We start from the raw sequence: 25,364 nt of genomic DNA, 5'->3' as shown, positions 1-25,364 counted from the left end.
ATGCGATGACACAACCATTACCGGGGGAAGACGCCATGAGCGCTGAAAATGAACTGGATATCCGTGGGTTGTTTCGTACCTTATGGGCAGGGAAGGTGTGGATTGTCGGTATGGCGCTCGCATTTGCACTTGTTGCTCTCGCCTATACTTTTTTCGCCCGTCAGGAGTGGAGCGCAACGGCTATTTCAGACAAGCCTACGGTGAATATGTTGGGGGGCTATTACTCTCAACAACAGTTCCTGCGCAACCTGGATATTAAGGCCAGCCTCGCATCAACGGACCAGCCGTCGGTGATGGATGAAGCCTATAAAGAATTTATCATGCAGCTTGCCTCCTGGGATACGCGCCGTGAATTCTGGCAGCAGACTGATTATTACAAGCAGCGTATGGTCGGAAACAGTAAAGCCGATGCCGCGCTGCTGGATGAACTGATCAACAACATTCAGTTTATGCCTGGTGATGCGTTGCGGAACACCAATGACAGCGTGAAGCTTATTGCGGAAACGGCACCTGATGCCAACAATCTTCTGCGCCAGTACGTGGCCTTTGCCAGCCAGCGTGCAGCACGTCATCTGAACGATGAGCTGAAAGGCGCATGGGCTGCGCGGACGGTGCAAATGAAAGCGCAGGTCAAACGGCAGGAAGAGGTAGCAAAATCGATTTTCTCTCGCCGTGTTCATAACATTGAACAAGCGCTCAAAATTGCTGAGCAGCATAATATTTCGCGTACTTCTACTGATGTCCCTGCTGAAGAGTTGCCTGATTCTGAGTTGTTTTTACTCGGACGCCCTATGCTGCAGGCGCGACTCGAAAACCTGCAATCTGTTGGCCCAGATTTTGATATGGACTATTTTCAAAACAGAGCCATGCTGAACACGCTGAACGTAGGACCGACCCTGGATCCGCGTTTTCAGACCTATCGTTATTTGCGGACGCCGGAAGAACCGGTAAAACGTGATAGCCCACGTCGTGCCTTCCTGATGATTATGTGGGGCATCGTTGGGGCCCTGATCGGTGCTGGTGTCGCGTTAACCCGTCGCCGTTCGATTTAGCAATACCGTTGCAGTGAGGGGCTGGGCTCTCACTGCCAATCCGAAGAGAATCGATGTGAAAGTACTGACTGTATTTGGTACGCGACCGGAGGCCATTAAGATGGCTCCTCTGGTTCATGCGCTGGCTAAAGATCCTGATTTCGACGCGAAAGTTTGCGTCACTGCACAGCATCGGGAGATGCTCGATCAGGTATTGCACCTCTTTTCCATCGTACCTGACTACGATCTCAATATTATGCAGCCAGGTCAGGGACTGACAGAAATTACCTGTCGAATTCTGGAAGGATTAAAGCCAATCCTCGCTGAGTTCAAACCTGATGTGGTGCTAGTCCACGGTGATACAACAACAACCCTTGCGACCAGCCTGGCCGCGTTTTATCAGCGTATTCCGGTGGGGCATGTTGAGGCTGGGTTGCGAACTGGCGATCTCTATTCTCCCTGGCCGGAAGAGGCAAACCGTACACTGACCGGGCGCCTGGCAATGTATCACTTTTCCCCAACTGAAAATTCACGCCAAAACCTGTTGCGTGAAACCATTCCGGATGACCGTATTTTTGTCACGGGGAACACGGTTATTGATGCGTTGATCTGGGTTCGCGATCGTGTACTCGGAAATGAAGCACTGCGCGCTGAACTGGCTGAGCGCTATCCTTTCCTGGATGCGGATAAGAAGATGATCCTGGTAACCGGTCATCGTCGGGAAAGCTTTGGTCGCGGCTTTGAGCAAATCTGCCATGCACTGGCGGAAATTGCCGCGGCTAATCAGAATGTACAGATTGTCTATCCCGTACACCTGAACCCCAACGTTAGCGAGCCGGTAAATCGTATTTTGGGTCATGTTGAGAACGTGATTCTGATTGAGCCACAGGACTATCTGCCATTCGTCTGGCTGATGAATCATGCCTGGCTTATCCTTACCGATTCCGGCGGGATTCAGGAGGAAGCCCCTTCTCTGGGCAAACCTGTGTTGGTGATGCGAGAAACAACGGAGCGGCCAGAAGCCATTACCGCAGGCACAGTACGTCTGGTTGGGACTGACCCTCAGCGTATTGTGGCAGAAGTCACGCGCTTGCTGCATGACGAAAATGAATATCAGACCATGAGCCGCGCCCATAATCCGTATGGTGATGGGCAGGCGTGTGGCCGCATTTTACACGCGTTAAAAAATAATCGGATATCGCTATGAGTTTTACGACCATTTCTGTCATTGGGCTGGGTTATATCGGACTGCCGACGGCGGCCGCTTTTGCTTCCCGTCAAAAACATGTTATTGGCGTAGATGTAAATCAACATGCGGTGGATACCATTAACCGCGGTGAAATCCACATCGTTGAACCTGATTTGGGTGCTGTGGTGAAAACAGCAGTCGAAAATGGCTTTCTGCGTGCGGTTACGACACCTGTTGAAGCAGACGCTTATCTGATTGCTGTGCCGACCCCCTTCAAGGGGGAGCATGAACCCGATATGGTCTATGTTGAAGCCGCAGCGAAGTCGCTTGCGCCGGTGCTGAAAAAAGGGGCGTTGGTGATCCTTGAATCGACGTCACCCGTCGGGGCAACGGAGCAGATGGCAGCATGGCTTGCAGAAATGCGCCCTGATCTGACTTTCCCGCAGCAGGCGGGGGAACAGGCTGACGTGAACATTGCTTATTGTCCGGAGCGCGTGCTGCCAGGCCAGGTAATGGTTGAACTGATTAAAAATGACCGTGTGATTGGCGGAATGACCCCCGTTTGTTCTATGCGCGCCAGCGAACTGTACAACATCTTCCTCGAAGGTGAATGTGTGGTGACTAACGCCCGCACTGCAGAAATGTGCAAGTTGACCGAAAACAGCTTCCGCGATGTCAATATCGCCTTTGCTAATGAACTGTCGCTGATTTGCGCCGATCAGGGGATTAACGTCTGGGAACTGATCCGTCTGGCGAACCGTCACCCGCGGGTTAACATTTTGCAGCCTGGACCTGGTGTTGGCGGGCACTGTATCGCGGTCGACCCGTGGTTTATTGTGGCGCAGAACCCGCAGCAGGCGAGATTGATCCGCACCGCGCGCGAGGTAAATGATAGTAAGCCTCATTGGGTTGTCGATCGGGTAAAAGCCGCTGTAGCGGATTGTCTGACGGAGACCAATAAACGTACCAGCGACGTAAAAATTGCCTGTTTTGGTCTGGCGTTCAAACCGAATATTGATGATTTACGTGAAAGCCCGGCAATGGGGGTGGCGCAAAGTATCGCACGCTGGCACAGCGGCGAGACGCTGGTGGTTGAACCGAATATCCATCAGTTGCCGAAAAAACTGGATGGCCTGTGCCAACTGGCGAAACTGGACGATGCGCTGGCAAGCGCCGATGTGCTGGTGATGCTGGTTGACCATAATGAATTTAAAGCGATTAAAGGCGATGCGGTTCACCAGCAATACGTGGTTGATACCAAAGGAGTCTGGCGCTAATGAAACGAATTCTGGTTACCGGTGGTGCAGGATTTATTGGCTCAGCGGTTGTGCGTCACATCATTAATGAGACTCGGGATGCCGTGGTAGTGGTTGATAAGTTAACCTATGCCGGAAACCTGATGTCGCTGGCGCCGGTTGCACAGAATGCCCGTTTTGCCTTTGAACAAGTTGATATCTGCGATCGCCTGGCGCTCGACAACGTGTTTCAACAGTATCAGCCGGATTGCGTGATGCACCTGGCGGCAGAAAGTCATGTTGATCGTTCTATCGATGGCCCCGCCGCATTTATTGAAACCAATATTGTCGGAACCTACACGTTGCTGGAAGCCGCTCGCGCATACTGGAATGTGTTAGCCGATGATAAAAAGCAGGCGTTTCGTTTCCACCATATATCAACCGACGAGGTGTACGGCGACCTGCATTCTACGGATGATTTCTTTACCGAAACGACGCCGTATGCACCGAGTAGTCCTTATTCCGCGTCAAAGGCCAGCAGCGATCATCTGGTACGTGCCTGGCTACGTACGTACGGGCTGCCAACGTTAATGACTAACTGCTCCAACAATTATGGGCCCTACCATTTCCCGGAAAAACTGATCCCGCTGATGATTCTCAATGCACTGGCGGGAAAACCTCTGCCGGTGTACGGCAACGGACAGCAGATTCGTGACTGGCTGTATGTGGAAGATCATGCCCGGGCGCTCTATTGCGTCGCGACTACAGGCGCGGTTGGCGAGACCTATAATATTGGTGGTCATAACGAGCGTAAAAACCTGGACGTGGTCGAAACGATTTGCAGCTTGTTGGAAGAACTGGCACCGCAAAAACCAAAAGGTGTTATGCGGTATCAAGAATTGATCACTTATGTTGAAGATCGCCCAGGCCATGATCTGCGCTATGCCATTGATGCGTCGAAAATTGCGCGTGAACTTGGCTGGGTGCCGCAGGAAACGTTTGAAAGTGGCATGCGTAAAACCGTGCAATGGTATCTGGCAAATGAGGCCTGGTGGAAACCCGTGCAGGATGGCAGCTACCAGGGTGAGCGTTTGGGCCTGAAGGGCTAACAGCCTGGTTTTGGCGCCCGGAGGAGGGATCATATGAAAGGTATCATTCTGGCAGGTGGCTCAGGCACTCGCCTGTACCCCATTACGCGCGGCGTATCGAAGCAGCTATTGCCTATTTACGATAAGCCCATGATCTATTACCCGCTATCGGTACTGATGCTGGCGGGAATTCGCGAGATCCTCATTATTACCACACCGGAAGATAAAGGGTATTTCCAGCGTTTGCTGGGAGATGGCTCTGAGTTCGGTATTGAATTGCATTATGCAGAGCAGCCCAGCCCGGATGGTTTAGCACAGGCATTCATTATTGGTGAAACGTTCCTTAACGGCGAACCATCATGTCTGGTGCTTGGGGACAATATCTTCTTTGGTCAGGGATTTAGTCCAAAACTACGCCACGTCGCTGCCAGAACACAAGGTGCGACGGTATTTGGCTATCAGGTGATGGATCCTGAGCGTTTCGGTGTGGTTGAGTTTGATGACAATTTTCGCGCAGTCTCGCTGGAAGAGAAGCCGAAAGAACCAAAATCAAACTGGGCGGTGACAGGACTCTATTTCTACGACAGTAAGGTAGTGGAATACGCAAAGCGCGTGAAACCTTCTGAGCGTGGGGAACTGGAAATTACCTCCATTAACCAGATGTACCTTGACGATGGCAATCTGACCGTTGAATTGCTTGGCCGTGGCTTTGCCTGGCTGGATACCGGTACGCACGACAGTCTGATTGAAGCGAGCACGTTTGTGCAGACGGTGGAGAAACGTCAGGGCTTTAAAATCGCCTGCCTGGAAGAGATAGCATGGCGTAATGGCTGGCTGGATGATGAAGGTGTTAGACGTGCCGCCAGCTCTCTGGCTAAAACAGGCTACGGCCAATATTTGCTGGAGCTGCTCCGTGCCCGTCCGCGCCAGTATTGAGTCTCTGGATTGGGAAAATACGTTCTTTGGCGTGAATAGCGCCATTGTACGGTTTGACCCGCACGCACCGATCCTGACAGCAGAAGTTTTACAGCGCTGGGAACGGGTGCAGGCAAAAATTCCTGCTGCAAATACGTATGAATTAGATGCTTTACAGCAGTTGGGCTTTTCACTGGTCGAAGGTGAGATGGACTTTGTTCTGCCGGTAACGTGCGCCCGTGAAAATCCCGGTGCACAGGTGGCGCAAGCTGCGGATATTCCGCTGCTGCGTCGACTGGCAGGAGAGGCGTTCGCCCAAAGTCGTTTCCGCGCACCGTGGTATCCCGTGGAGGCCAGTGCGCGTTTTTATGCACAGTGGATAGAAAACGCTGTGCTGGGCACGTTCGATCATCAGTGCCTCATTTTTCGTACACAGACAGGTGGGATTCGCGGTTATGTCTCACTACGTGACGTCAATGATACTGATGCACGTATTGGCTTACTGGCTGGTCGTGGTGCGGGTGCCGAACTCATGCAGGCTGCGCTTTGCTGGGCACAGGCTCGCGGTAAAACAACATTGCGGGTGGCGACCCAGATGGGCAACACCGCCGCGCTTAAACGTTATATACAGAGCGGTGCAAATGTGGAAAGCACCGCGTACTGGTTATACAGGTGACAAAATGATTCCATTTAACGCACCGCCGGTGGTGGGAACCGAGCTTGAATACATGCAGTCAGCGATGAGCAGCGGCAAGCTGTGTGGCGATGGTGGTTTTACCCGCCGTTGCCAGCAATGGCTGGAGCAGCATTTTGGCAGTGAGAAGGTGCTGCTGACGCCTTCCTGTACCGCATCACTGGAGATGGCGGCATTATTGCTGGACATCCAGCCCGGCGATGAAGTCATCATGCCCAGCTACACATTTGTATCTACCGCGAACGCATTCGTGCTGCGTGGCGCAAAAATCGTCTTTGTCGATATCCGCCCGGATACCATGAACATTGATGAAACGCTGATTGAAGCGGCGATCACCGAGAAAACCCGCGCTATTGTGCCGGTGCACTACGCCGGGGTTGCCTGTGAAATGGATACCATTATGGCGTTGGCGTCACAATACAACCTGTTCGTGGTAGAAGATGCTGCTCAGGGCGTAATGTCGACCTACAAAGGCCGTGCGCTGGGGACCATTGGGCATATTGGCTGCTTTAGCTTCCATGAAACCAAAAACTATACCGCAGGCGGTGAAGGCGGGGCGACGCTGATCAACGACCGTAAATTAGTTGAACGTGCAGAAATCATCCGTGAAAAGGGGACGAATCGCAGTCAATTTTTCCGCGGTCAGGTTGATAAATATACCTGGCGTGATATTGGCTCCAGCTATTTGATGTCCGATCTCCAGGCTGCCTATCTGTGGGCGCAACTGGAAGCGGCAGAGCGTATTAATCATCAGCGCCTGGTGCTGTGGCAGAATTATTATGATGCCCTCGAACCGCTGGCGCGTGCCGGGCGTATTTATTTACCCGCCATCCCGGAAGGTTGTGCGCAGAACGCCCATATGTTTTATATCAAGCTGCGCGATATTGACGATCGCACGGCGTTGATTAACTTCCTGAAAGAAGCCGAAATTATGGCGGTATTCCATTATATTCCGCTGCATGATTGTCCGGCTGGCGATAAATTCGGCGTGTTTTCCGGAGTCGATCGTTACACCACCAAAGAGAGTGAACGCCTGCTGCGTCTGCCGCTGTTTTATAACCTGTCGCTGGTGAACCAGCGCACAGTAATTACGACCTTACTCAACTACTTCTCCTGATATGTCGCTGGCTAAAGCGTCCTTGTGGACGGCTACCAGTACGCTGGTAAAAATTGGTGCGGGTTTGTTGGTGGTAAAACTGCTGGCGGTCTCTTTCGGCCCTGCGGGTGTGGGCCAGGCGGGAAACTTCCGTCAGATGGTCACCGTGCTTGGCGTGTTGGCGGGCGCTGGGATTTTCAACGGCGTCACGAAATACGTTGCGCAGCACCATGATGACCCGGCGCGGTTGCGTAAGGTGGTGGGGACATCATCCGCAATGGTGTTGGGATTCTCTACGCTGATGGCGGCGATTTTTTTGCTGGCAGCAGCGCCTATCAGTCAGGGATTGTTTGGTCATACGCATTTTCAGGGGCTGGTACGCCTGGTTGCGCTGGTACAGATGGGGATTGCCTGGGCAAACCTGTTGCTGGCGTTGATGAAAGGATTCCGAGATGCCGCAGGTAATGCGCTATCGCTGATTATTGGCAGCCTGGTCGGCGTCGTGGCCTACTACGGCTGCTATCGGTTGGGCGGATACGAAGGTGCTTTGCTGGGGCTGGCGCTGGTGCCAGCGCTGGTGGTTATCCCTGCAGCCATCATGCTGATTAAGCGTGGCACTATTCCTCTGCATTACCTGAAGCCCTCGTGGGATAACGGTCTGGCAGGGCAGCTAAGCAAGTTTACGTTGATGGCGCTCATTACCTCTGTGACGCTGCCCGTGGCGTATGTGATGATGCGAAACCTATTGGCGGTGCAATACAGCTGGGATGACGTGGGGATTTGGCAGGGGGTGAGCAGTATCTCTGATGCGTACCTGCAATTTATTACCGCTTCATTCAGTGTGTATCTGCTGCCAACACTGTCTCGCCTGACTGAAAAGCGCGACATCACGCGTGAAGTTATCAAATCGCTGAAATTTGTATTACCGGCAGTTGCCGCCGCGAGTTTTACCGTCTGGCTGTTACGTGATTTTGCTATCTGGCTGCTTTTCTCCGCTAAATTCACCGCCATGCGTGATTTGTTTGCCTGGCAACTGGTGGGGGATGTACTGAAAGTGGGTGCCTACGTATTTGGCTATCTGGTGATCGCGAAGGCCTCGCTGCGGTTTTATATTCTGGCCGAAATTAGCCAGTTCATTTTGTTGACGGCATTTGCCCACTGGTTGATCCCCGCGCACGGTGCTCTGGGCGCGGCACAGGCCTATATGGCAACGTACATCGTCTATTTTTCTCTTTGTTGTGGCGTGTTTTTACTCTGGCGTAGGCGGGTATGACTGTACTGATTCACGTTCTGGGATCGGATATCCCTCACCATAACCAAACCGTGCTGCGGTTCTTCAACGACGCGTTGGCTGCAACAAGTGAGCACGCGCGCGTGTTTATGGTTGCCGGTCAGGATACGGGATTTAGCGAGAGCTACCCGGCGTTATCACTGAGTTTCTACGGTGGAAAAAAGGCGCTGGCAGAGGCCGTTATCGCCAAAGCTAAGACGTATCGCCAGCAGCGTTTCTTCTTTCATGGGCAGTTCAATACTAGTCTGTGGCTGGCATTGCTGAGCGGGGGGATTAAGCCTGAGCAGTTTTACTGGCATATTTGGGGTGCCGATCTGTATGAAGTCTCCAGTGGGCTGAAATTCCGTCTGTTTTACCCGATTCGCCGAATGGCACAAAACCGCGTGGGTTGTGTCTTTGCCACGCGAGGCGATCTGAGCTATTTCGCTGAGCTGCATCCGCGTATTCGCGGGGAATTGCTCTATTTCCCAACCCGTATGGATCCGTCGCTGAACAATATGAGCAATGAGCGCCAGCGACGCGGGAAAATGACGATCCTGGTCGGAAACTCTGGCGATCGCAGTAATGAGCATATTGCCGCGCTGCGTGCTGTCCATCAGCAGTTCGGCGACACGGTGAACGTGATTGTGCCAATGGGTTACCCGGCAAATAATGCAGGCTATATTGAAGAAGTGCGCCAGGCGGGTCTGGCGTTATTTAGCGCCGATAACCTGCAAATTCTCAGTGAAAAGCTGGAGTTTGATGCCTATCTGGCGCTACTGCGTCAGTGCGATCTGGGTTACTTTATTTTTGCCCGTCAGCAGGGGATTGGTACATTGTGTCTGCTGATTCAGGCGGGGATCCCGTGCGTGCTCAATCGTGAAAACCCATTCTGGCAGGATATGGCAGAGCAAAACATCCCGGTTCTGTTTACGACAGATGTACTCAATGAAGGTATCGTACGCGAGGCGCAGCGCCAACTGGCATCGGTTGATAAAAGTGCAATTACTTTCTTTAGCCCGAATTATCTGCAACCGTGGCATAACGCGCTGCGCATTGCCTCAGGAGAAACCGTATGAGTCTGATGCAATTCAGCGGTCTGCTGGTGGTGTGGCTGCTCTCGACTTTGTTTATCGCCACGCTGACCTGGTTTGAATTCCGACGCGTGCGGTTTAACTTCAATGTCTTCTTCTCATTGCTGTTCTTATTGACGTTTTTCTTTGGTTTTCCGTTGACCAGCGTGCTGGTATTTCGCTTTGATGTGGCGGTGGCCCCGCCGGAAATTTTGCTGCAGGCGTTGCTGTCCGCTGCCTGCTTCTACGCAGTGTACTATGTGACCTATAAAACACGCCTGCGGAAACGGAGCCCGGAGAGAACGCGCAAACCGCTGTTTACCATCAATCGCGTTGAAGCACATTTGACCTGGATTATCCTGATGGCGATTGCGCTGGTGAGCGTGGGCATTTTCTTTATGCACAACGGTTTCCTGCTGTTCAGGTTGCAATCCTATAGCCAGATTTTCTCCAGTGAAGTCTCCGGGGTGGCTCTGAAACGCTTCTTCTACTTCTTCATTCCGGCGATGCTGGTGGTCTACTTCCTGCGTCAGGACAGCAAAGCGTGGTTGTTCTTCCTGGTGAGTACCGTTGCATTTGGGTTGCTGACGTACATGATTGTTGGCGGAACCCGCGCCAATATTATTATCGCGTTTGCCATTTTCCTGTTTATCGGCATTATTCGCGGCTGGATTTCGCTGTGGATGCTGGCCGCGGCGGGCGTCCTGGGTATTGTCGGGATGTTCTGGCTGGCGCTGAAGCGCTACGGGATGAACGTCAGCGGTGATGAGGCGTTCTATACTTTCCTGTACCTCACGCGCGATACCTTCTCGCCGTGGGAGAATCTGGCGCTATTGCTGCAAAATTACCACAATATTGAGTTTCAGGGACTGGCACCGATTGTTCGTGACTTCTACGTCTTTATCCCTTCCTGGCTGTGGCCGGGACGACCTGGCATTGTTCTCAACTCAGCGAACTACTTTACCTGGGAAGTGTTGAATAACCACTCGGGGCTGGCGATTTCGCCGACGTTAATTGGTTCGCTGGTGGTGATGGGCGGGGCGCTGTTTATACCGTTAGGCGCGATTGTCGTCGGCCTAATTATTAAATGGTTCGACTGGTTGTATGAATTAGGCAACCGGGAAACTAATCGCTATAAGTCGGCGATTTTGCACAGTTTCTGTTTCGGTGCCATTTTTAATATGATCGTTTTGGCACGTGAAGGGTTAGATTCGTTTGTCTCGCGAGTGGTTTTTTTCCTCGTGATTTTCGGCGTCTGTCTGTTGGTGGCAAAATTGTTGTACTGGCTGTTTGATAGTGCGGGACTCATCCATAAACGAATAAAGTCGGTGCCCCGGACACAGGTTGAAGGATCGTAATGACAGATAACACAACTGCGCCGCTGTATTCACTGCGCGGATTAGAACTGATTGGCTGGCGCGATATGCAACATGCGCTGAATTACCTGTTTGCCGGGGGACGTCTCAGGCAGGGGACGCTGGTAGCAATTAACGCTGAAAAAATGCTGACAGCGGAGGATAACCCAGAGGTTCGGACGTTGATCGAGGCCGCTGAGTTTAAATATGCGGATGGGATCAGCGTGGTGCGTTCCGTGTGTAAAAAATTCCCGCAGGCGCAGGTATCACGTGTGGCGGGGGCCGATCTCTGGGAAGCGCTGATGGCTCGCGCCGGGAAGGAAGGAACGCCCGTATTCCTGGTGGGCGGTAAGCCTGATGTTCTGGCACAAACAGAGGCAAAACTGCGCGCACAATGGCACGTCAATATTGTTGGTAGTCAGGACGGCTATTTTACCGCCGATCAGCGTCAGGCGCTGTTTGAGCGTATTCATGCCAGCGGCGCACAACTTGTTACCGTGGCGATGGGTTCGCCGAAACAAGAAATTTTTATGCGCGACTGTCGCCAGGTCCATCCGCATGCGCTGTATATGGGCGTGGGCGGCACCTACGATGTGTTCACCGGGCACGTAAAGCGCGCGCCCAAATTCTGGCAGAGCCTGGGATTGGAGTGGCTGTATCGCTTGCTGCTGCAACCAAGTCGCATCACCCGCCAACTTCGTTTATTACGTTATCTCCGCTGGCACTATACCGGCAATCTCTGACATCACCTCTGCGTTGTTCAGTAGCGCGTTATGCTAAACGCGCTACTTATTCACAACATAATCGCTGCTTTCTCGCACAATCTATTTATTTTTTGAATGCTTTAATTGCCATTTAGGCGATTTTAAGAAACCATTCGCAACAATCATTGCAGTGCCGTGGTGTTTTTGGCGCCAACCGTAAAGTGGTCGGTGCTGAATGGCCTGTTATGGCAAAAAACGATGTACCCATAACGATAACCGGTAATACCGGAAACGATGCAAACACAACAAGAGGATCTATGGCCGAGAACAAACCTGAGCTACAGCGTGGGCTGGAGGCTCGTCACATCGAATTAATTGCCCTTGGGGGCACCATTGGCGTCGGACTGTTTATGGGGGCTGCCAGTACCCTGAAATGGGCGGGACCGTCGGTTCTTCTGGCGTATATCGTCGCTGGGTTGTTCGTCTTCTTCATCATGCGTTCCATGGGGGAGATGTTGTTCCTGGAGCCGGTCACCGGCTCATTCGCCGTTTACGCTCACCGCTACATGAGCCCCTTCTTTGGCTATCTTACCGCATGGTCATACTGGTTTATGTGGATGGCGGTGGGGATCTCGGAGATTACCGCCATTGGGGTGTACGTCCAGTTCTGGTTCCCGGAAATGGCGCAATGGATACCCGCACTGATTGCTGTTGGACTGGTTGCGTTAGCAAACCTGGCAGCAGTTCGCTTGTATGGTGAAATCGAATTCTGGTTTGCCATGATCAAAGTGACCACCATCATTGTGATGATTGTCATTGGCGTAGGGGTTATTTTCTTCGGCTTTGGTAACGGTGGTCAGGCGATCGGCTTTGGCAATTTGACCGAGCATGGCGGTTTCTTCGCGGGGGGCTGGAAAGGGTTCCTGACAGCATTGTGTATTGTTGTTGCTTCCTATCAGGGCGTGGAGCTGATCGGCATCACGGCTGGTGAAGCGAAAAATCCACAGGTCACACTGCGTAGCGCGGTAGGTAAAGTGCTGTGGCGTATCCTGATTTTCTACGTGGGGGCGATTTTTGTTATCGTCACTATCTTCCCGTGGAATGAGATTGGCAGTAACGGCAGCCCGTTCGTTCTCACTTTTGCCAGGATTGGTATTACAGCGGCCGCTGGGATTATCAACTTTGTGGTCCTGACGGCGGCGCTATCTGGCTGTAACAGCGGGATGTACAGCTGTGGCCGTATGCTCTATGCGCTGGCAAAGAATCGCCAACTACCCGCCGCTGTTGGAAAAGTTTCGCGTCATGGCGTACCGGTTGCCGGCGTGGCCATTTCTATCGCCATCCTGCTGATTGGTTCGTGCCTGAACTACATTATTCCCAACCCGCAGCGTGTATTCGTTTATGTTTATAGCGCCAGCGTACTGCCGGGGATGGTGCCATGGTTTGTGATCCTGATAAGCCAACTGCGTTTCCGTCAGGCCCATAAGGCGGCGATCGCCAGTCATCCTTTCCGCTCGATTTTGTTCCCGTGGGCGAATTATTTGACGATGGCGTTCCTGATTTGCGTATTAATCGGCATGTACTTTAATGAAGATACCCGAATGTCGCTGTTTGTTGGCATTGGCTTCTTACTGGCGGTGACGCTCATTTATAAGGTTTTTGGCCTGAATCGTCATGGCACAGCCCAAAAATTGCAGGAATAAGCGACAAAACGCACAAAGCGTGACCAAACGATAATTTATTTTAAAAAAGCACTAGACAGCAGACCGAGACCTCCGTAATATCCAGCCCCGCAACGGCGCTAAGCGCCCGTAGCTCAGCTGGATAGAGCGCTGCCCTCCGGAGGCAGAGGTCTCAGGTTCGAATCCTGTCGGGCGCACCATTTAGTAAGGTGCCGGAGCTGCGGTGGTTTTAATACCGCGTAAAAGATTTGCAGTGGTGGCTATAGCTCAGTTGGTAGAGCCCTGGATTGTGATTCCAGTTGTCGTGGGTTCGAATCCCATTAGCCACCCCATTAATTTAAAGTTGTGAAATGCGAAGGTGGCGGAATTGGTAGACGCGCTAGCTTCAGGTGTTAGTGTCCTTAGGATGTGGGGGTTCGAGTCCCCCCCCTCGCACCACGACTTAAAGAATTGAACTAAAAATTCAAAAAGCAGTAAAACGGCGAGTAGCGCAGCTTGGTAGCGCAACTGGTTTGGGACCAGTGGGTCGGAGGTTCGAATCCTCTCTCGCCGACCAATTTTGAACCCCGCTTCGGCGGGGTTTTTTGTTTTCTGTTCTTCGCTTTTGTACCTCTTCTCCCCCAAATGTCATGAAGTCCTAAAAAGCCGCAATCCCTGGTTTTTACAGTGCAATCACCGCATACGCTGTGTAATAATATGCGTGTAGATGCTCATTCCATCTCTTATGTTCGCCATCAGGCCTCATAAACTCAGGAATGATGCAGAGCCGTTTACGGTGCTTATCGTCCACTGACAGATGTCGCTTTAGCTTCATCAAACACCATGGACATAACGTTGAGTGAAGCACCCATTTATGTTGTCATACAGACCTGTTTAACGCCTGCTCCTTACCGAGCGGGCGTTTTTTTATGCATAAACAAAATCCTTCGAGCTGCTTCTCGAATGATTTTGCGTATACGATTGAAAAATATGTAGGCCCGGTAAGCGAAAGCGTCACCGGGCATTCAGGAGTTACTGCGGGGGATTGTTGTTCTGCAGTGTCAACATCAGGCCATCACGGCGCAGGGTGGCGGCTTCTTCCGGCTGATGCAGCCTGTCCAGTGCGTCGGCAAGCCAGGCGTAGTCGTATGCATCCGGGCGTTGTTTAAGCGCGGCACGGAAGGCGAGCGTAGCTTCCTGCCATTCACCGTGCTTCATCAATGACTGACCAAGCGTACTCCACAGCAGTGGGCGGTCGCCCACCACTTTAATTTGCTGGCGCAGTACTTTTTCTATCTGTTCCGGGTTGTTGGTTTTCAGACGTGGGATCGGCAGCACCAGGCGGTCGTCATACTGACGTTTCAGACCATCGATGATGATTTGCTGTGCCGTATCGTGATCGTCACACTCAATCAGATGTTCTGCCATCGCCACCTGCAGGGCAACCTGATGACGAGTCTTACGGCTCTGGTTTTTCCACCATGCGCGTAATCCCTCGCTGCCCTGATCGGCGCGAACCTGATCCATCAGACCCACCCATGCCTGCTGTTCCAGCATCGCACGGTGTTCTTCATCACCCACATGCGCTTTCGCCATTGATGGAATGATATCCAGCAAAGAACTCCATGCGCCGGTGCGAATATAAGCCTGTTCAGCCAGGCGCAAGACTTCCGGATGACGTGGCGTCACTTCCAGCAGTTTGTCTACGCTGTGGCGTGCGGCATGGTTTTCATTACGCGCCAGCTGCAAACGAACACGGGCGATTTCGACTGGGATCGTATCATTTCCGGCGAGTTCGGCTGCGCGTTCAAGGTGTTGATTAGCGCGAGCTTCATCACCACGCTGCTGAGCCGCTTCTGCCGCCAACAGGTAATTCACCACCGGCTGTTCTGCGTGATCGGCATTTTTTGACATCAGCTTTTCAACCTGCTGATAGTCGCCTTCTGCCAGTTTAAGCAGCGCCTGCTCGGTCTGTTTACGCGCACGACGGCGTTTACGCCCCACGAACCAGCCGCGGGTATGCGCACCAGTACGGAATATACGGCGCAGCAGCCACTCAATCGCAAAAAGAATGACCATCGCGACGATCAGAATGATCACCAGACCCGTCACGCTGGTTTCGATGTTGTAGTTATCCGTCTGGATCAGCACGTAGCCCTGATGACCGGCTATCATCGGACCGACGACGATCCCGGCGATCAACAGCACAAAGAGCAACAATACTTTTAGCATCATTATTCTCCTTGCGGCGCGGCTGCCGGAGCATCTGCCTGAGGTGCTGGTGCAGGTGCGGCTTCAGCCGGTGATGTGGATGGCTGGGCCAGCAAATTACGCACGCGAGTCTGCATTAGCTTCTCAAGAATAACCTGGCTCTGAAGTGTTTCCGGTACGTCCATGCTGATGCTTTGCTGGCTCAGTTGATCGACCTCTTCAAGGAACGCTTTTGTCGCCGCATCGTCAGTGTCGTAATAGGCGCGAACCCACGTGGAGACATTTTCCAGCGCCTGGCGGTACCGCCACTAGCAGGCGTGAACGGATGTTCTCACGTAAGTAAACATCCTGGTTTGGCGCCAGTAGCGGGACGGCGGTTTCATCACGACGGCGAATGGTGATAAAACTGTCCATAAAGTTCTGCCAGCTTTTTTGCAGATTGACGCGCCATTCGCTAATGGAACTGGAAAGCTCGCTGCTGTCAGAATCCATCGGTGAATCATCGGTATCGTTATCAGCCAGACGCAGGTTATCAATTTGGTTAGCGAGCTGGTTTACCTTGAGGATAATGCCATCATAGTCGACCTGAGTTACCGCAGAGAGGCTGGCGATATCGTCGGTAATCGCGCGACGAGCGGCAATTAAACTGGGGTCATTCATGTCAGCCAGGCTGGCGTCGGCGCTTTTCAGCAACGCTGCGGCGGTGGTAACGTCCTGATCGCTCCATAATTTACGCCCCGCCAGTTTCACCAGAAAATCGGCCTGCGCCAGTAGCCATGTTTTGGCATCGCTTCCGGAGATAGTGGCGATTTTTTGCTGAACCTCATCAAGCTGTTTGGCCAGCGCAGTCTGCTGGCGATTGGCTTCATCCAGCTGTGTTGCCTGCTGCTTAATAATGCCTTCCAGCTCGGTCTTTTGGGTTTCTTGCGCTTTTTGCAGCGCCATGAGCTGGTTTGCCAGCGCATCACTGGTTGCTGTCTGCGTAGTGGCCTGCTGTTTTCCCCAGCCATACAGCCCCACACCTGCCGCCAGCGCAATAGCAATCGCCACCGCGCTCAGAATCAGCGCCGTGCTGTTCTTACTCTTTTTTTCAGTATTGACTGGCTGTGATGTGGTTTCCACGGCCTCCCTGGTCTCTTCAACCACGGCGGAGGTTTTTTCTTGTTCCGTCATTATGGCATCCCATTATGAGAGTTATTGTAATGCGCGTAGCAGCGCATCGTTGTCAGCGTTATCAGCGACCTTAATATCTTGCCAGCCCAGTTCCCGGGCGAGGTGCGCCAGACGCTCACTGACGACCAGCAGCCGACAGCGTAGTAACCAGTGCTCACGATACCATTGCGGAATGAGCGACCAGAGCTGTTGTAGCATCTCTCCGCTGGTGACAACCAGCGTGGTCACGCCGCGAGATTGCCAGCGCATCGCTTCCTCTGCGCCATCGTAATGTTTTGCACTGCGTTGATAACATTCACAAAAATCGACATCAGCTCCGCGTGCTGTCAGGGTTTCACCTATTAGCTCGCGGCCACCGTTGCCGCGTAATATCAGTGCGCGTTTTCCCGCAATATTTTGTAATTCAGGTAATTGTAGCAAGACTTCGCTGATTTCCCGATCCAGAGGGTAGTGAATATTGCATCCGCTCACGGTGTGTAACGCCAGCGCCGTTGTACGGCCGATGGCAAAATAGTGCGGGAGAGTGGACCAACTTACCCCTTGCCGCTGAAGCTCGGCATCGGCAAAGGTGACGGCGTGCTGCGAGAGTGCGAAGACCAGATCGTTTTCGGTGAGCGCCGAAAGACGGGGGGCAAGCGTTGGCAGTTCCCGGCCCGGCGCGAACTCAATAAGCGGAAAGCTCCAGGCCACCTGCCCCAGTGTGCGCAGACGGCTCACTAACTCTTCCCCAGCGGGAGACGGGCGGGTGACCAGAATACTCATGCGGGGGCATCTCCGTTATAAACTTCAGCCAGAATGGCGCGAGCACCGTTTTCCAGCAGTTCTTCTGCCAGAGATATACCCATTTTTTCCGCATCCTGCGCGGCGCCGCGACGTTCTCCGCATACCATCTGCGAACCGTCAGGCGCGCCAACCAGCGCTCGTAGCCAAATCTCACCGTTGATGAGTTCGGCATAACTGCCGATGGGCACCTGACATCCCCCTTCCAGGCGGGTGTTCATGGCACGTTCGGCTTTGACGCGTAGCGCAGTTTCTTCATGGTTGAGCGGCGCTAACAGCGCCTGAGTGCGCATGTCATCCAGTCGACATTCTATGCCAACTGCGCCTTGTCCGACCGCAGGCAGGGAGACTTCTGGCGGCAGAGCAGTACGGATTCGCGACTCCAGTCCTAAGCGTTTTAATCCGGCGACCGCCAGAATAATCGCGTCGTAGTCGCCGTTATCCAGTTTGCTCAGGCGAGTGCCTACGTTGCCGCGCAACGAACGGATGATGAGGTCCGGACGACGCTTCGCCAACTGGCACTGGCGACGTAAGCTGGACGTTCCAACGATGCTACCTGCCGGGAGTTCATCCAGCGTGTTGTACTTATTGGAGACAAAAGCATCACGCGGATCTTCACGCTCGCAAATGGTGACCAGTCCAAGACCGTCAGGGAATTCAACCGGCACATCCTTCATGGAGTGCACGGCGATATCGGCGCGTTTTTCCAGTAGTGCGACTTCCAGCTCTTTAACAAACAAACCTTTACCCCCGACTTTTGCCAGTGGGGTATCCAGAATCACGTCGCCACGGGTCACCATGGGAACCAGTTCCACGATCAGACCGGGGTGGTTTGCCATTAAGGCGTCTTTGACATAATGTGCCTGCCAGAGCGCAAGGGGGCTTTGGCGTGTGGCAATTCTCAAAACATTGTCTAACATGCTTGTTACCGTCATTATCAATCATTGACCATCCTAACATCCTTATCAAAGGGATGTCAGCGTTACGCTCAAACGTAAGTGAGAGGAAAAGGCGCTGCATCATCACTGGCAGTGATTAATGACGAGAAACCTCCCGACCGTATGAAGGAATTTACACGTAACGAACGGTGCTACACTTGTAAGTAGCGCATCTTTCTTTACGGTCAATGAGCAAGGTGTTAAATTGATCACGTTTTAGACCATTTTTTCATCTGTAACTAATAAAAGTGCAGGTGAAAAAGGTAACGGTTATTTTTGACATACGGTTTATCCGGATTGATAACGAGGGTGGTGAGCGTTTGCGCCGCCGCTATCGACACCATGACGGATGCAACATCAGGCGATACGTCTTGTACCTCTATATTGAGACTCTGAAACAGAGACTGGATGCCATAAATCAACTGCGTGTGGATCGCGCGCTTGCTGCCATGGGACCTGCCTTCCAGCAGGTATACAGTCTGCTGCCGACATTATTGCACTACCACCACCCACTGATGCCGGGTTACCTCGATGGTAACGTTCCCAAAGGCATATGCTTTTACACGCCTGATGAAACCCAACGCCACTACCTGAATGAGCTGGAACTGTACCGCGGTATGTCGCCGCAGGATCCCCCAAAGGGCGAACTGCCGATCACCGGCGTTTACTCGATGGGCAGTACCTCTTCGGTAGGGCAGAGCTGTTCGTCTGACCTTGATATCTGGGTCTGCCATCAATCCTGGCTGGATAGCGAAGAGCGCCAGTTGCTGCAGCGTAAATGTAGCCTGCTGGAAAGTTGGGCCGCGTCGCTGGGCGTGGAAGTCAGTTTCTTCCTGATTGACGAAAACCGTTTCCGTCACAATGAAAGCGGCAGTCTGGGTGGTGAGGACTGTGGCTCGACGCAGCATATTCTGCTGCTTGATGAATTCTATCGCACCGCTGTGCGCCTCGCGGGTAAACGTATTCTGTGGAATATGGTGCCGGGCGACGAAGAAGAGCATTACGACGATTACGTCATGACGCTCTACGCACAAGGGGTGCTAACGCCAAACGAATGGTTGGATCTCGGCGGGCTCAGTTCGCTCTCTGCCGAAGAGTATTTTGGCGCCAGCCTCTGGCAGTTGTACAAGAGTATCGACTCCCCGTACAAAGCGGTGCTGAAAACGCTGCTGCTGGAAGCCTATTCCTGGGAATACCCCAATCCACGCCTGTTGGCGAAAGACATTAAACAGCGCCTGCACGACGGCGAGATTGTCTCTTTTGGTCTCGACCCATACTGCATGATGCTGGAGCGCGTGACCGAATACCTCACGGCGATCGAAGACCCGACGCGTCTGGATTTAGTGCGTCGATGTTTCTACTTAAAAGTCTGTGAGAAACTGAGCCGTGAACGCGCCTGCGTGGGCTGGCGTCGTGAAGTATTAAGTCAGTTAGTGACAGAGTGGGGTTGGGATGAAGCCCGTCTGACCATGCTGGATAATCGCGCTAACTGGAAAATTGACCAGGTACGCGAAGCGCACAACGAACTGCTCGACGCAATGATGCAGAGCTATCGTAATTTGATCCGCTTTGCGCGCCGTAACAATCTTAGCGTCAGCGCCAGTCCGCAGGATATTGGCGTGCTGACCCGTAAGCTGTATGCCGCATTTGAAGCCTTGCCCGGCAAAGTGACGCTGGTGAACCCGCAGATCTCACCGGATCTCTCAGAACCCAATCTGACCTTTATCCACGTGCCGCCAGGTCGCGCTAACCGTTCGGGTTGGTATCTCTACAACCGCGCGCCTAACATGGATTCGATCATCAGCCATCAGCCGCTGGAATATAACCGCTACCTCAATAAGCTGGTAGCGTGGGCGTGGTTTAACGGTCTGCTGACCTCGCGTACGCATTTGTTTATTAAGGGTAACGGTATTGTCGACTTGCCGAAGCTGCAGGAGATGGTCGCTGATGTGTCGCACCACTTCCCGCTGCGACTGCCTGCGCCAACGCCGAAAGCGCTCTATAGCCCGTGCGAAATTCGCCACCTGGCGATTATCGTTAACCTCGAATATGACCCGACGGCGGCGTTTCGCAATCAGGTGGTGCATTTTGATTTCCGTAAGCTGGATGTCTTCAGCTTTGGCGAAGAGCAAAATTGTCTGGTGGGTAGCGTAGACCTGCTGTATCGCAACTCGTGGAATGAAGTGCGAACCCTGCACTTCAACGGCGAGCAGGCGATGATTGAAGCGTTAAAAACGATTCTGGGCAAAATGCATCAGGATGCCGCACCGCCGGATAGCGTCGAGGTCTTCTGCTATAGCCAGCATCTGCGCGGTTTAATTCGTACTCGCGTACAGCAACTGGTGTCTGAGTGCATCGAATTACGCCTGTCCAGTACGCGCCAGGAAACCGGACGCTTTAAAGCACTGCGTGTTTCCGGCCAGACATGGGGACTGTTCTTCGAACGTCTGAACGTCTCGGTACAGAAGCTGGAAAACGCGATTGAATTCTATGGCGCGATTTCACATAACAAACTGCACGGGCTTTCCGTCCAGGTTGAAACCAACCATGTGAAACTCCCGTCGGTGGTGGACGGATTTGCCAGTGAAGGGATCATTCAGTTCTTTTTCGAAGAAACGGGTGATGAGCAGGGCTTTAACATCTACATTCTGGACGAGAGTAACCGGGTCGAGGTGTATCACCACTGCGAAGGTAGCAAAGAGGAACTGGTACGCGACGTCAGCCGTTTCTATTCATCGTCGCACGATCGGTTCACTTACGGCTCCAGTTTTATCAACTTTAACCTGCCGCAGTTTTATCAGATTGTGAAAACTGACGGGCGCGCGCAGGTGATCCCGTTCCGCACCCAGCCGATTAGTCCAGTCCCGCAAACCAGTCAGGATAACGACACGCCGCTGTTGCAGCAGTATTTTTCGTGAACATGATGCCGGATGCCGGTGTAAACACCTTATCCGGCAATCACACTTAGCGGAAGCTCACCTCTTCACCTGCCTGCTGCGTTGCCGCCTGTTCCAGCAGATCCCAGAACGTTTCGCCGCTGCGATCGCAGATCCACTCGTCGCCTTTCAGATCAAAGTGGTAGCCGCCCTGTTTGGTCGCCAGCCACACCTGGTGCAGCGGCTCCTGACGGTTAATGATAATTTTACTGCCGTTTTCGAAGCTGATGGTCAGCACGCCGCCGTTGATTTCACAATCGATATCGCTGTCGCCGTCCCAGTCGTCCAGGCGTTCTTCAATGGTCATCCACAGGGTGTCGGCAAGGCGATGAAATTCACTGTCGTTCATTTTTTTATCCTGTTTTTCGTGATGGTCGCAGTATAACGCGGAATAAATCACGTTGCAGTTTTTAGCCAAACTCTTGCTTTTACGCCTTCTCCTGCGATGATAGAAAACAGAAAGCATGAACTTACAGGCAATCCATAATGAAAAACGTGTTTCAGGCACTCGCTGTACTTTTTACACTGTTCAGCCTGACGGGCTGTGGTCTGAAGGGACCTCTCTATTTCCCGCCAGCAGACAAAAACGCGCCGCCTCCGACGAAGAGCATTCAGTCACCAGCACAATCTACGACGCCAGATAAAAACGATCGTGGAATCAGTGATGGACCTTCTCAGGTGAATTACTGACGGTAAGTTTCTGTACCCGCGTGAACGGAGTAAACAATGCAATTCTCTAAAATGCATGGCCTTGGCAACGATTTTATGGTCGTCGACGCGGTAACGCAGAATGTCTTTTTCTCACCCGAGCTGATCCGCCGCCTGGCCGACAGACATCTCGGCGTTGGATTTGATCAACTGCTGGTGGTTGAGCCTCCATACGATCCGGAGCTGGATTTCCACTACCGTATTTTTAATGCCGACGGCAGTGAAGTGTCACAGTGTGGCAATGGCGCCCGCTGTTTTGCCCGCTTTGTTCGCCTGAAAGGGCTGACCAATAAGCGCGATATTCGCGTCAGTACCGCGAATGGCCGGATGGTATTAAGCGTAACGGATGATGAGCTGGTGCGGGTCAACATGGGTGAACCCAACTTTGAACCCTCGCAGGTCCCTTTTCGTGCCAATAAAGCAGAGAAGACCTATATTATGCGAGTGGCCGAGCAGACAGTATTGTGCGGCGTGGTTTCAATGGGGAATCCGCACTGCGTGATTCAGGTTGATGATGTTGATACGGCCACGGTAGAAACACTGGGACCGGTTCTGGAAAGTCACGAGCGCTTCCCTGAACGCGCCAATATCGGCTTCATGCAAGTGGTCAAGCGTGAGCATATTCGACTGCGTGTTTATGAGCGCGGGGCGGGTGAAACGCAGGCCTGCGGCAGCGGGGCGTGCGCCGCTGTTGCGGTTGGTATTCAGCAGGGTCTGCTGGCAGATGAAGTGAGGGTGGAATTACCGGGCGGTCGACTTGATATCGCCTGGAAAGGTCCGGGTCATCCGTTATATATGACTGGCCCGGCGGCACATGTCTACGACGGATTTATTCACTTATGAAGCAACCAGGGGAAGAACTACAGGAAACGCTCATGGAACTGGACGACCGGGCGGTCGTCGATTATCTGCAACGTAATCCTGAGTTTTTTATCCGTAATGCTCAAGCGGTTGAAGCGATGCGCGTCCCGCACCCGGTGCGGGGCACGGTCTCTTTAGTTGAATGGCATATGGCTCGGGCACGCAATCATATCAACGTGCTGGAAGAGAACATGGCGCTGTTGATGGAACAAGCGAATGCCAACGAAAGCCTGTTCTATCGACTGTTAAATCTGCAAGGACGACTGGTGTCCGCGAACAGTCTCGACGACATGCTGATGCGATTTCATCGCTGGGCGCGTGAGTTAGGGCTGGCGGGAGCGACGATTCGTTTGTTCCCGGATCGCTGGCGACTTGGCGCGCCCTCAAAATTCACCCATCTGGCATTAAGCCGTCAGGCTTTTGAACCGTTGCGTATCCAGCGTTTGGGTCAGTCGCAGCACTATCTTGGGCCGCTTAATGGTCCGGAATTGCTGGTGATGATGCCGGAGGCGAAAGCCATAGGCTCAGTCGCGATGTCGATGCTCGGGCAGGATGGATCCCTTGGCGTGATGCTGTTTAGCAGTCGTGATGTTAATCATTACCAGCAGGGGCAAGGCACGCAATTGCTGCAGGAAATCTCGCTGATGTTGCCGGAGCTGCTGGAGCGCTGGATTGAACGCGTATGACCGATTCACCCCTTTCTCAGGATGTGGCGCGCTTTTTGCGCTATCTGGGCGTTGAGCGCCAGCTTAGCCCGATCACATTGCTTAATTATCAGCGTCAGCTTGATGCCATCATCGCGTTAGCCGGTGAAACCGGTCTGCAAAGCTGGCAGCAGTGTGATGCGCTCATGGTTCGTAGTTTTGCCGTGCGCAGCCGCCGTAAAGGGCTGGGACCGGCGAGTCTGGCTTTGCGCCTGTCTGCACTGCGCAGTTTCTTCGACTGGATGGTCAGTCAGGGCGAGCTGAACGCCAATCCGGCAAAAAGCGTTTCCGCACCCAAAGCGCCGCGCCATTTACCCAAAAATATCGACGTCGACGACGTTAATCGCCTGCTGGATATCGATCTCAACGATCCCCTCGCCGTGCGCGACCGTGCGATGCTGGAAGTGATGTACGGTGCCGGGCTGCGTTTATCTGAACTGGTTGGGCTGGATATTAAACATCTCGATCTCGACACCGGCGAAGTGTGGGTGATGGGCAAGGGCAGTAAAGAGCGCCGCCTGCCGATTGGCCGCAATGCGGTGGCGTGGATTGAGCACTGGCTGGATCTGCGCGGACTCTTTGGTTGCGATGACGATGCGCTATTTGTGTCAAAACTGGGCAAACGCATCTCTGCGCGGAACGTGCAGAAACGCTTTGCTGAATGGGGTATCAAGCAGGGGCTGAACAGCCACGTACATCCCCACAAACTACGCCACTCCTTTGCGACGCATATGCTGGAGTCGAGCGGCGATCTGCGCGGAGTGCAGGAGTTATTGGGTCATGCCAATCTCTCCACAACCCAAATCTATACCCATCTTGATTTTCAACACCTGGCTTCAGTGTACGATGCGGCGCATCCGCGCGCCAAACGGGGGAAATAATGCGTTTTTACCGGCCTTTGGGGCGCATTTCTGCGCTCACCTTTGACCTTGATGACACCCTTTACGATAACCGTCCCGTTATCACACGCACCGAGCAGGAAGCGCTCGCGTTTGTACAGAATTACCATCCGGCGTTGAATTCGCTGCAAAATAGCGACCTCCAGCGCTTGCGTCAGGCCGTTCGCGACGCCGATCCGGAAATCTACCACGATGTTACCCAATGGCGTCACCGTGCCGTAGAGCGCGCTATGCTGGAGGCGGGTTTGTCGGCGGCAGAAGCCAGAATGGGGGCGAATGCGGCAATGATGAATTTTGCCAAATGGCGTAGCCGCATTGAAGTCCCGCAGACGACGCATGACACGCTGAAGGCGCTGGCCCGCAAATGGCCGCTGGTGGCGATCACCAACGGTAACGCGCAGCCGGAACTGTTTGGCCTGGGTGATTACTTTGAGTTTGTGCTGCGCGCCGGTCCCGACGGACGATCAAAACCGTTCAGCGACATGTACACGCTGGCGGCGGAAAAACTGAACATGCCTGTGGGTGAGATCCTGCATGTGGGTGATGACCTGACGACAGACGTCGCGGGCGCCATCCGTTGTGGTATGCAGGCCTGCTGGATCAAACCGGAAAATGCCGACCTGATGCACACCGCAGACAGTCGTTTGCTGCCGCATATCGAAATTTCACAGTTGGCATCTCTGACCTCGCTGATATAATCACCAACAACTCTGTATAAATTCCCAGGGGCCCATACACGTCGCACTTCAAGTTGCAGATGCGTTGGCTGCACTCGTTCACCCCCGTCACGTACTGAAGTACGCTCCGGGGGATGAACTCCCTTGCCGCCTTCCTGCAACTCGA

At 53.1% G+C, this 25,364-nt stretch carries 22 protein-coding genes, 4 tRNA genes and 1 pseudogene; 22 read left to right on the top strand and 5 right to left on the bottom strand.

Annotation, left to right across the window (positions count from 1 at the left end; translation table 11 throughout):
- Positions 1 to 5 precede the first annotated feature (5 nt).
- From wzzE to FDX24_RS19785, 16 genes are all read left to right on the top strand, one after another.
- The gene (gene wzzE / locus FDX24_RS19860; protein ID WP_048214060.1) at positions 6 to 1,052 is read left to right on the top strand and encodes an ECA polysaccharide chain length modulation protein; all 1,047 of its coding nucleotides are present in this window, start codon (positions 6 to 8) and stop codon (positions 1,050 to 1,052) included.
- 55 nt (positions 1,053 to 1,107) lie between these two features.
- Positions 1,108 to 2,238: a non-hydrolyzing UDP-N-acetylglucosamine 2-epimerase gene (wecB, locus tag FDX24_RS19855; RefSeq protein WP_048214061.1), complete on the top strand. Its 1,131-nt coding sequence runs from the start codon at positions 1,108 to 1,110 to the stop codon at positions 2,236 to 2,238.
- The gene (wecC, locus tag FDX24_RS19850; RefSeq protein WP_137364802.1) at positions 2,235 to 3,497 is read left to right on the top strand and encodes a UDP-N-acetyl-D-mannosamine dehydrogenase; all 1,263 of its coding nucleotides are present in this window, start codon (positions 2,235 to 2,237) and stop codon (positions 3,495 to 3,497) included. The genes wecB and wecC overlap by 4 nt, the downstream gene beginning before the upstream one ends.
- The gene (gene rffG / locus FDX24_RS19845; RefSeq protein ID WP_121585250.1) at positions 3,497 to 4,564 is read left to right on the top strand and encodes a dTDP-glucose 4,6-dehydratase; all 1,068 of its coding nucleotides are present in this window, start codon (positions 3,497 to 3,499) and stop codon (positions 4,562 to 4,564) included. The genes wecC and rffG overlap by 1 nt, the downstream gene beginning before the upstream one ends.
- Positions 4,565 to 4,597: 33 nt before the next feature.
- On the top strand, positions 4,598 to 5,479 hold the full coding sequence (rfbA, locus tag FDX24_RS19840) for a glucose-1-phosphate thymidylyltransferase RfbA (RefSeq protein WP_048214064.1): 882 nt from the start codon (positions 4,598 to 4,600) through the stop codon (positions 5,477 to 5,479).
- Positions 5,457 to 6,134, top strand: a complete 678-nt coding sequence (gene rffC / locus FDX24_RS19835) for a dTDP-4-amino-4,6-dideoxy-D-galactose acyltransferase (protein ID WP_048214065.1) — start codon at positions 5,457 to 5,459, stop codon at positions 6,132 to 6,134. The genes rfbA and rffC overlap by 23 nt, the downstream gene beginning before the upstream one ends.
- A gap of 4 nt (positions 6,135 to 6,138) precedes the next feature.
- Positions 6,139 to 7,269: a dTDP-4-amino-4,6-dideoxygalactose transaminase gene (gene rffA / locus FDX24_RS19830; protein ID WP_137364801.1), complete on the top strand. Its 1,131-nt coding sequence runs from the start codon at positions 6,139 to 6,141 to the stop codon at positions 7,267 to 7,269.
- 1 nt (position 7,270) lies between these two features.
- Positions 7,271 to 8,521: a lipid III flippase WzxE gene (wzxE, locus tag FDX24_RS19825; RefSeq protein WP_048214067.1), complete on the top strand. Its 1,251-nt coding sequence runs from the start codon at positions 7,271 to 7,273 to the stop codon at positions 8,519 to 8,521.
- On the top strand, positions 8,518 to 9,597 hold the full coding sequence (locus tag FDX24_RS19820) for a TDP-N-acetylfucosamine:lipid II N-acetylfucosaminyltransferase (RefSeq protein WP_137364800.1): 1,080 nt from the start codon (positions 8,518 to 8,520) through the stop codon (positions 9,595 to 9,597). The genes wzxE and FDX24_RS19820 overlap by 4 nt, the downstream gene beginning before the upstream one ends.
- Complete coding sequence (gene wzyE, locus FDX24_RS19815) at positions 9,594 to 10,949, top strand: ECA oligosaccharide polymerase (protein ID WP_048214069.1); 1,356 nt, start codon at positions 9,594 to 9,596, stop codon at positions 10,947 to 10,949. The genes FDX24_RS19820 and wzyE overlap by 4 nt, the downstream gene beginning before the upstream one ends.
- Positions 10,949 to 11,689: a lipopolysaccharide N-acetylmannosaminouronosyltransferase gene (gene wecG / locus FDX24_RS19810; protein WP_048214070.1), complete on the top strand. Its 741-nt coding sequence runs from the start codon at positions 10,949 to 10,951 to the stop codon at positions 11,687 to 11,689. Before wzyE ends, wecG begins: the two co-directional genes overlap by 1 nt.
- Positions 11,690 to 11,967: 278 nt before the next feature.
- Complete coding sequence (locus tag FDX24_RS19805) at positions 11,968 to 13,353, top strand: amino acid permease (protein WP_048214071.1); 1,386 nt, start codon at positions 11,968 to 11,970, stop codon at positions 13,351 to 13,353.
- A 102-nt stretch (positions 13,354 to 13,455) separates the two neighbouring features.
- A tRNA-Arg gene (locus tag FDX24_RS19800) sits at positions 13,456 to 13,532 on the top strand.
- A gap of 56 nt (positions 13,533 to 13,588) precedes the next feature.
- A tRNA-His gene (locus tag FDX24_RS19795) sits at positions 13,589 to 13,664 on the top strand.
- Positions 13,665 to 13,684: 20 nt separating this feature from the next.
- A tRNA-Leu gene (locus tag FDX24_RS19790) sits at positions 13,685 to 13,770 on the top strand.
- Between the two features lie 41 nt (positions 13,771 to 13,811).
- Positions 13,812 to 13,888, top strand: a tRNA-Pro gene (locus tag FDX24_RS19785).
- A gap of 455 nt (positions 13,889 to 14,343) precedes the next feature.
- Here FDX24_RS19785 and hemY read toward each other — a convergent pair.
- The 4 genes and pseudogenes from hemY to hemC form a co-directional block, all read right to left on the bottom strand.
- Complete coding sequence (gene hemY, locus FDX24_RS19780; RefSeq protein WP_048214072.1) at positions 14,344 to 15,543, bottom strand: protoheme IX biogenesis protein HemY; 1,200 nt, start codon at positions 15,541 to 15,543, stop codon at positions 14,344 to 14,346.
- Between the two features lie 2 nt (positions 15,544 to 15,545).
- A pseudogene (gene hemX, locus FDX24_RS19775) lies at positions 15,546 to 16,695 on the bottom strand (uroporphyrinogen-III C-methyltransferase).
- A gap of 21 nt (positions 16,696 to 16,716) precedes the next feature.
- Positions 16,717 to 17,457 (bottom strand): uroporphyrinogen-III synthase, encoded by a 741-nt coding sequence (gene hemD / locus FDX24_RS19770; RefSeq protein WP_048214074.1) that lies wholly within the window; start codon positions 17,455 to 17,457, stop codon positions 16,717 to 16,719.
- Positions 17,454 to 18,395: a hydroxymethylbilane synthase gene (gene hemC, locus FDX24_RS19765; RefSeq protein WP_137345892.1), complete on the bottom strand. Its 942-nt coding sequence runs from the start codon at positions 18,393 to 18,395 to the stop codon at positions 17,454 to 17,456. Before hemC ends, hemD begins: the two co-directional genes overlap by 4 nt.
- Before the next feature lie 389 nt (positions 18,396 to 18,784).
- On the opposite strand from hemC, the gene cyaA reads away from it, so the two are divergent.
- A complete protein-coding gene (gene cyaA, locus FDX24_RS19760; RefSeq protein ID WP_048214075.1) occupies positions 18,785 to 21,331 on the top strand; it encodes a class I adenylate cyclase in 2,547 nt (848 codons plus the stop codon).
- 46 nt (positions 21,332 to 21,377) lie between these two features.
- Here the strand turns inward: cyaA and cyaY are convergent, their stop codons facing one another.
- Positions 21,378 to 21,698: an iron donor protein CyaY gene (gene cyaY / locus FDX24_RS19755; RefSeq protein WP_003828967.1), complete on the bottom strand. Its 321-nt coding sequence runs from the start codon at positions 21,696 to 21,698 to the stop codon at positions 21,378 to 21,380.
- A 137-nt stretch (positions 21,699 to 21,835) separates the two neighbouring features.
- Here cyaY and FDX24_RS19750 point away from each other — a divergent pair, with 137 nt between their 5' ends.
- From FDX24_RS19750 to yigB, 5 genes are read left to right on the top strand one after another with little or no spacing between them, the layout of a single operon-like run.
- Positions 21,836 to 22,039 carry a lipoprotein gene (locus FDX24_RS19750; RefSeq protein ID WP_005133315.1) on the top strand — a complete coding sequence of 68 codons (204 nt, stop codon included), beginning with the start codon at positions 21,836 to 21,838 and terminating at the stop codon, positions 22,037 to 22,039.
- Positions 22,040 to 22,075: 36 nt separating this feature from the next.
- Positions 22,076 to 22,900 carry a diaminopimelate epimerase gene (dapF, locus tag FDX24_RS19745; RefSeq protein WP_005133314.1) on the top strand — a complete coding sequence of 275 codons (825 nt, stop codon included), beginning with the start codon at positions 22,076 to 22,078 and terminating at the stop codon, positions 22,898 to 22,900.
- Positions 22,897 to 23,604: a DUF484 domain-containing protein gene (locus FDX24_RS19740; RefSeq protein ID WP_048214077.1), complete on the top strand. Its 708-nt coding sequence runs from the start codon at positions 22,897 to 22,899 to the stop codon at positions 23,602 to 23,604. The genes dapF and FDX24_RS19740 overlap by 4 nt, the downstream gene beginning before the upstream one ends.
- Positions 23,601 to 24,503, top strand: a complete 903-nt coding sequence (xerC, locus tag FDX24_RS19735; protein WP_137364798.1) for a tyrosine recombinase XerC — start codon at positions 23,601 to 23,603, stop codon at positions 24,501 to 24,503. The genes FDX24_RS19740 and xerC overlap by 4 nt, the downstream gene beginning before the upstream one ends.
- Positions 24,503 to 25,219 carry a 5-amino-6-(5-phospho-D-ribitylamino)uracil phosphatase YigB gene (gene yigB, locus FDX24_RS19730; protein WP_137364797.1) on the top strand — a complete coding sequence of 239 codons (717 nt, stop codon included), beginning with the start codon at positions 24,503 to 24,505 and terminating at the stop codon, positions 25,217 to 25,219. Before xerC ends, yigB begins: the two co-directional genes overlap by 1 nt.
- Positions 25,220 to 25,364 lie beyond the last annotated feature (145 nt).

This window comes from Citrobacter sp. wls716 (assembly GCF_005280975.1).
Classification (GTDB): Bacteria; Pseudomonadota; Gammaproteobacteria; order Enterobacterales; family Enterobacteriaceae; genus Citrobacter; species Citrobacter youngae.
Note: the sequence above shows the minus strand (reverse complement) of the source record. Positions and strands in the feature narration are given on the sequence as shown.

What these genes read in the sequence shown, in the direction of transcription:
- hemD (WP_048214074.1), bottom strand. Translation starts at nt 17,457, where the DNA reads ATGAGTATTCTGGTCACCCGCCCGTCTCCCGCTGGGGAAGAGTTAGTG.
- xerC (WP_137364798.1), top strand. Translation starts at nt 23,601, where the DNA reads ATGACCGATTCACCCCTTTCTCAGGATGTGGCGCGCTTTTTGCGCTAT.
- wecG (WP_048214070.1), top strand. Translation starts at nt 10,949, where the DNA reads ATGACAGATAACACAACTGCGCCGCTGTATTCACTGCGCGGATTAGAA.
- hemY (WP_048214072.1), bottom strand. Translation starts at nt 15,543, where the DNA reads ATGCTAAAAGTATTGTTGCTCTTTGTGCTGTTGATCGCCGGGATCGTC.
- rfbA (WP_048214064.1), top strand. Translation starts at nt 4,598, where the DNA reads ATGAAAGGTATCATTCTGGCAGGTGGCTCAGGCACTCGCCTGTACCCC.
- wzzE (WP_048214060.1), top strand. Translation starts at nt 6, where the DNA reads ATGACACAACCATTACCGGGGGAAGACGCCATGAGCGCTGAAAATGAA.
- rffA (WP_137364801.1), top strand. Translation starts at nt 6,139, where the DNA reads ATGATTCCATTTAACGCACCGCCGGTGGTGGGAACCGAGCTTGAATAC.
- wzyE (WP_048214069.1), top strand. Translation starts at nt 9,594, where the DNA reads ATGAGTCTGATGCAATTCAGCGGTCTGCTGGTGGTGTGGCTGCTCTCG.
- dapF (WP_005133314.1), top strand. Translation starts at nt 22,076, where the DNA reads ATGCAATTCTCTAAAATGCATGGCCTTGGCAACGATTTTATGGTCGTC.
- hemC (WP_137345892.1), bottom strand. Translation starts at nt 18,395, where the DNA reads ATGTTAGACAATGTTTTGAGAATTGCCACACGCCAAAGCCCCCTTGCG.
- wecC (WP_137364802.1), top strand. Translation starts at nt 2,235, where the DNA reads ATGAGTTTTACGACCATTTCTGTCATTGGGCTGGGTTATATCGGACTG.
- rffG (WP_121585250.1), top strand. Translation starts at nt 3,497, where the DNA reads ATGAAACGAATTCTGGTTACCGGTGGTGCAGGATTTATTGGCTCAGCG.
- FDX24_RS19820 (WP_137364800.1), top strand. Translation starts at nt 8,518, where the DNA reads ATGACTGTACTGATTCACGTTCTGGGATCGGATATCCCTCACCATAAC.
- FDX24_RS19805 (WP_048214071.1), top strand. Translation starts at nt 11,968, where the DNA reads ATGGCCGAGAACAAACCTGAGCTACAGCGTGGGCTGGAGGCTCGTCAC.
- wzxE (WP_048214067.1), top strand. Translation starts at nt 7,271, where the DNA reads ATGTCGCTGGCTAAAGCGTCCTTGTGGACGGCTACCAGTACGCTGGTA.
- cyaY (WP_003828967.1), bottom strand. Translation starts at nt 21,698, where the DNA reads ATGAACGACAGTGAATTTCATCGCCTTGCCGACACCCTGTGGATGACC.
- yigB (WP_137364797.1), top strand. Translation starts at nt 24,503, where the DNA reads ATGCGTTTTTACCGGCCTTTGGGGCGCATTTCTGCGCTCACCTTTGAC.
- FDX24_RS19750 (WP_005133315.1), top strand. Translation starts at nt 21,836, where the DNA reads ATGAAAAACGTGTTTCAGGCACTCGCTGTACTTTTTACACTGTTCAGC.
- FDX24_RS19740 (WP_048214077.1), top strand. Translation starts at nt 22,897, where the DNA reads ATGAAGCAACCAGGGGAAGAACTACAGGAAACGCTCATGGAACTGGAC.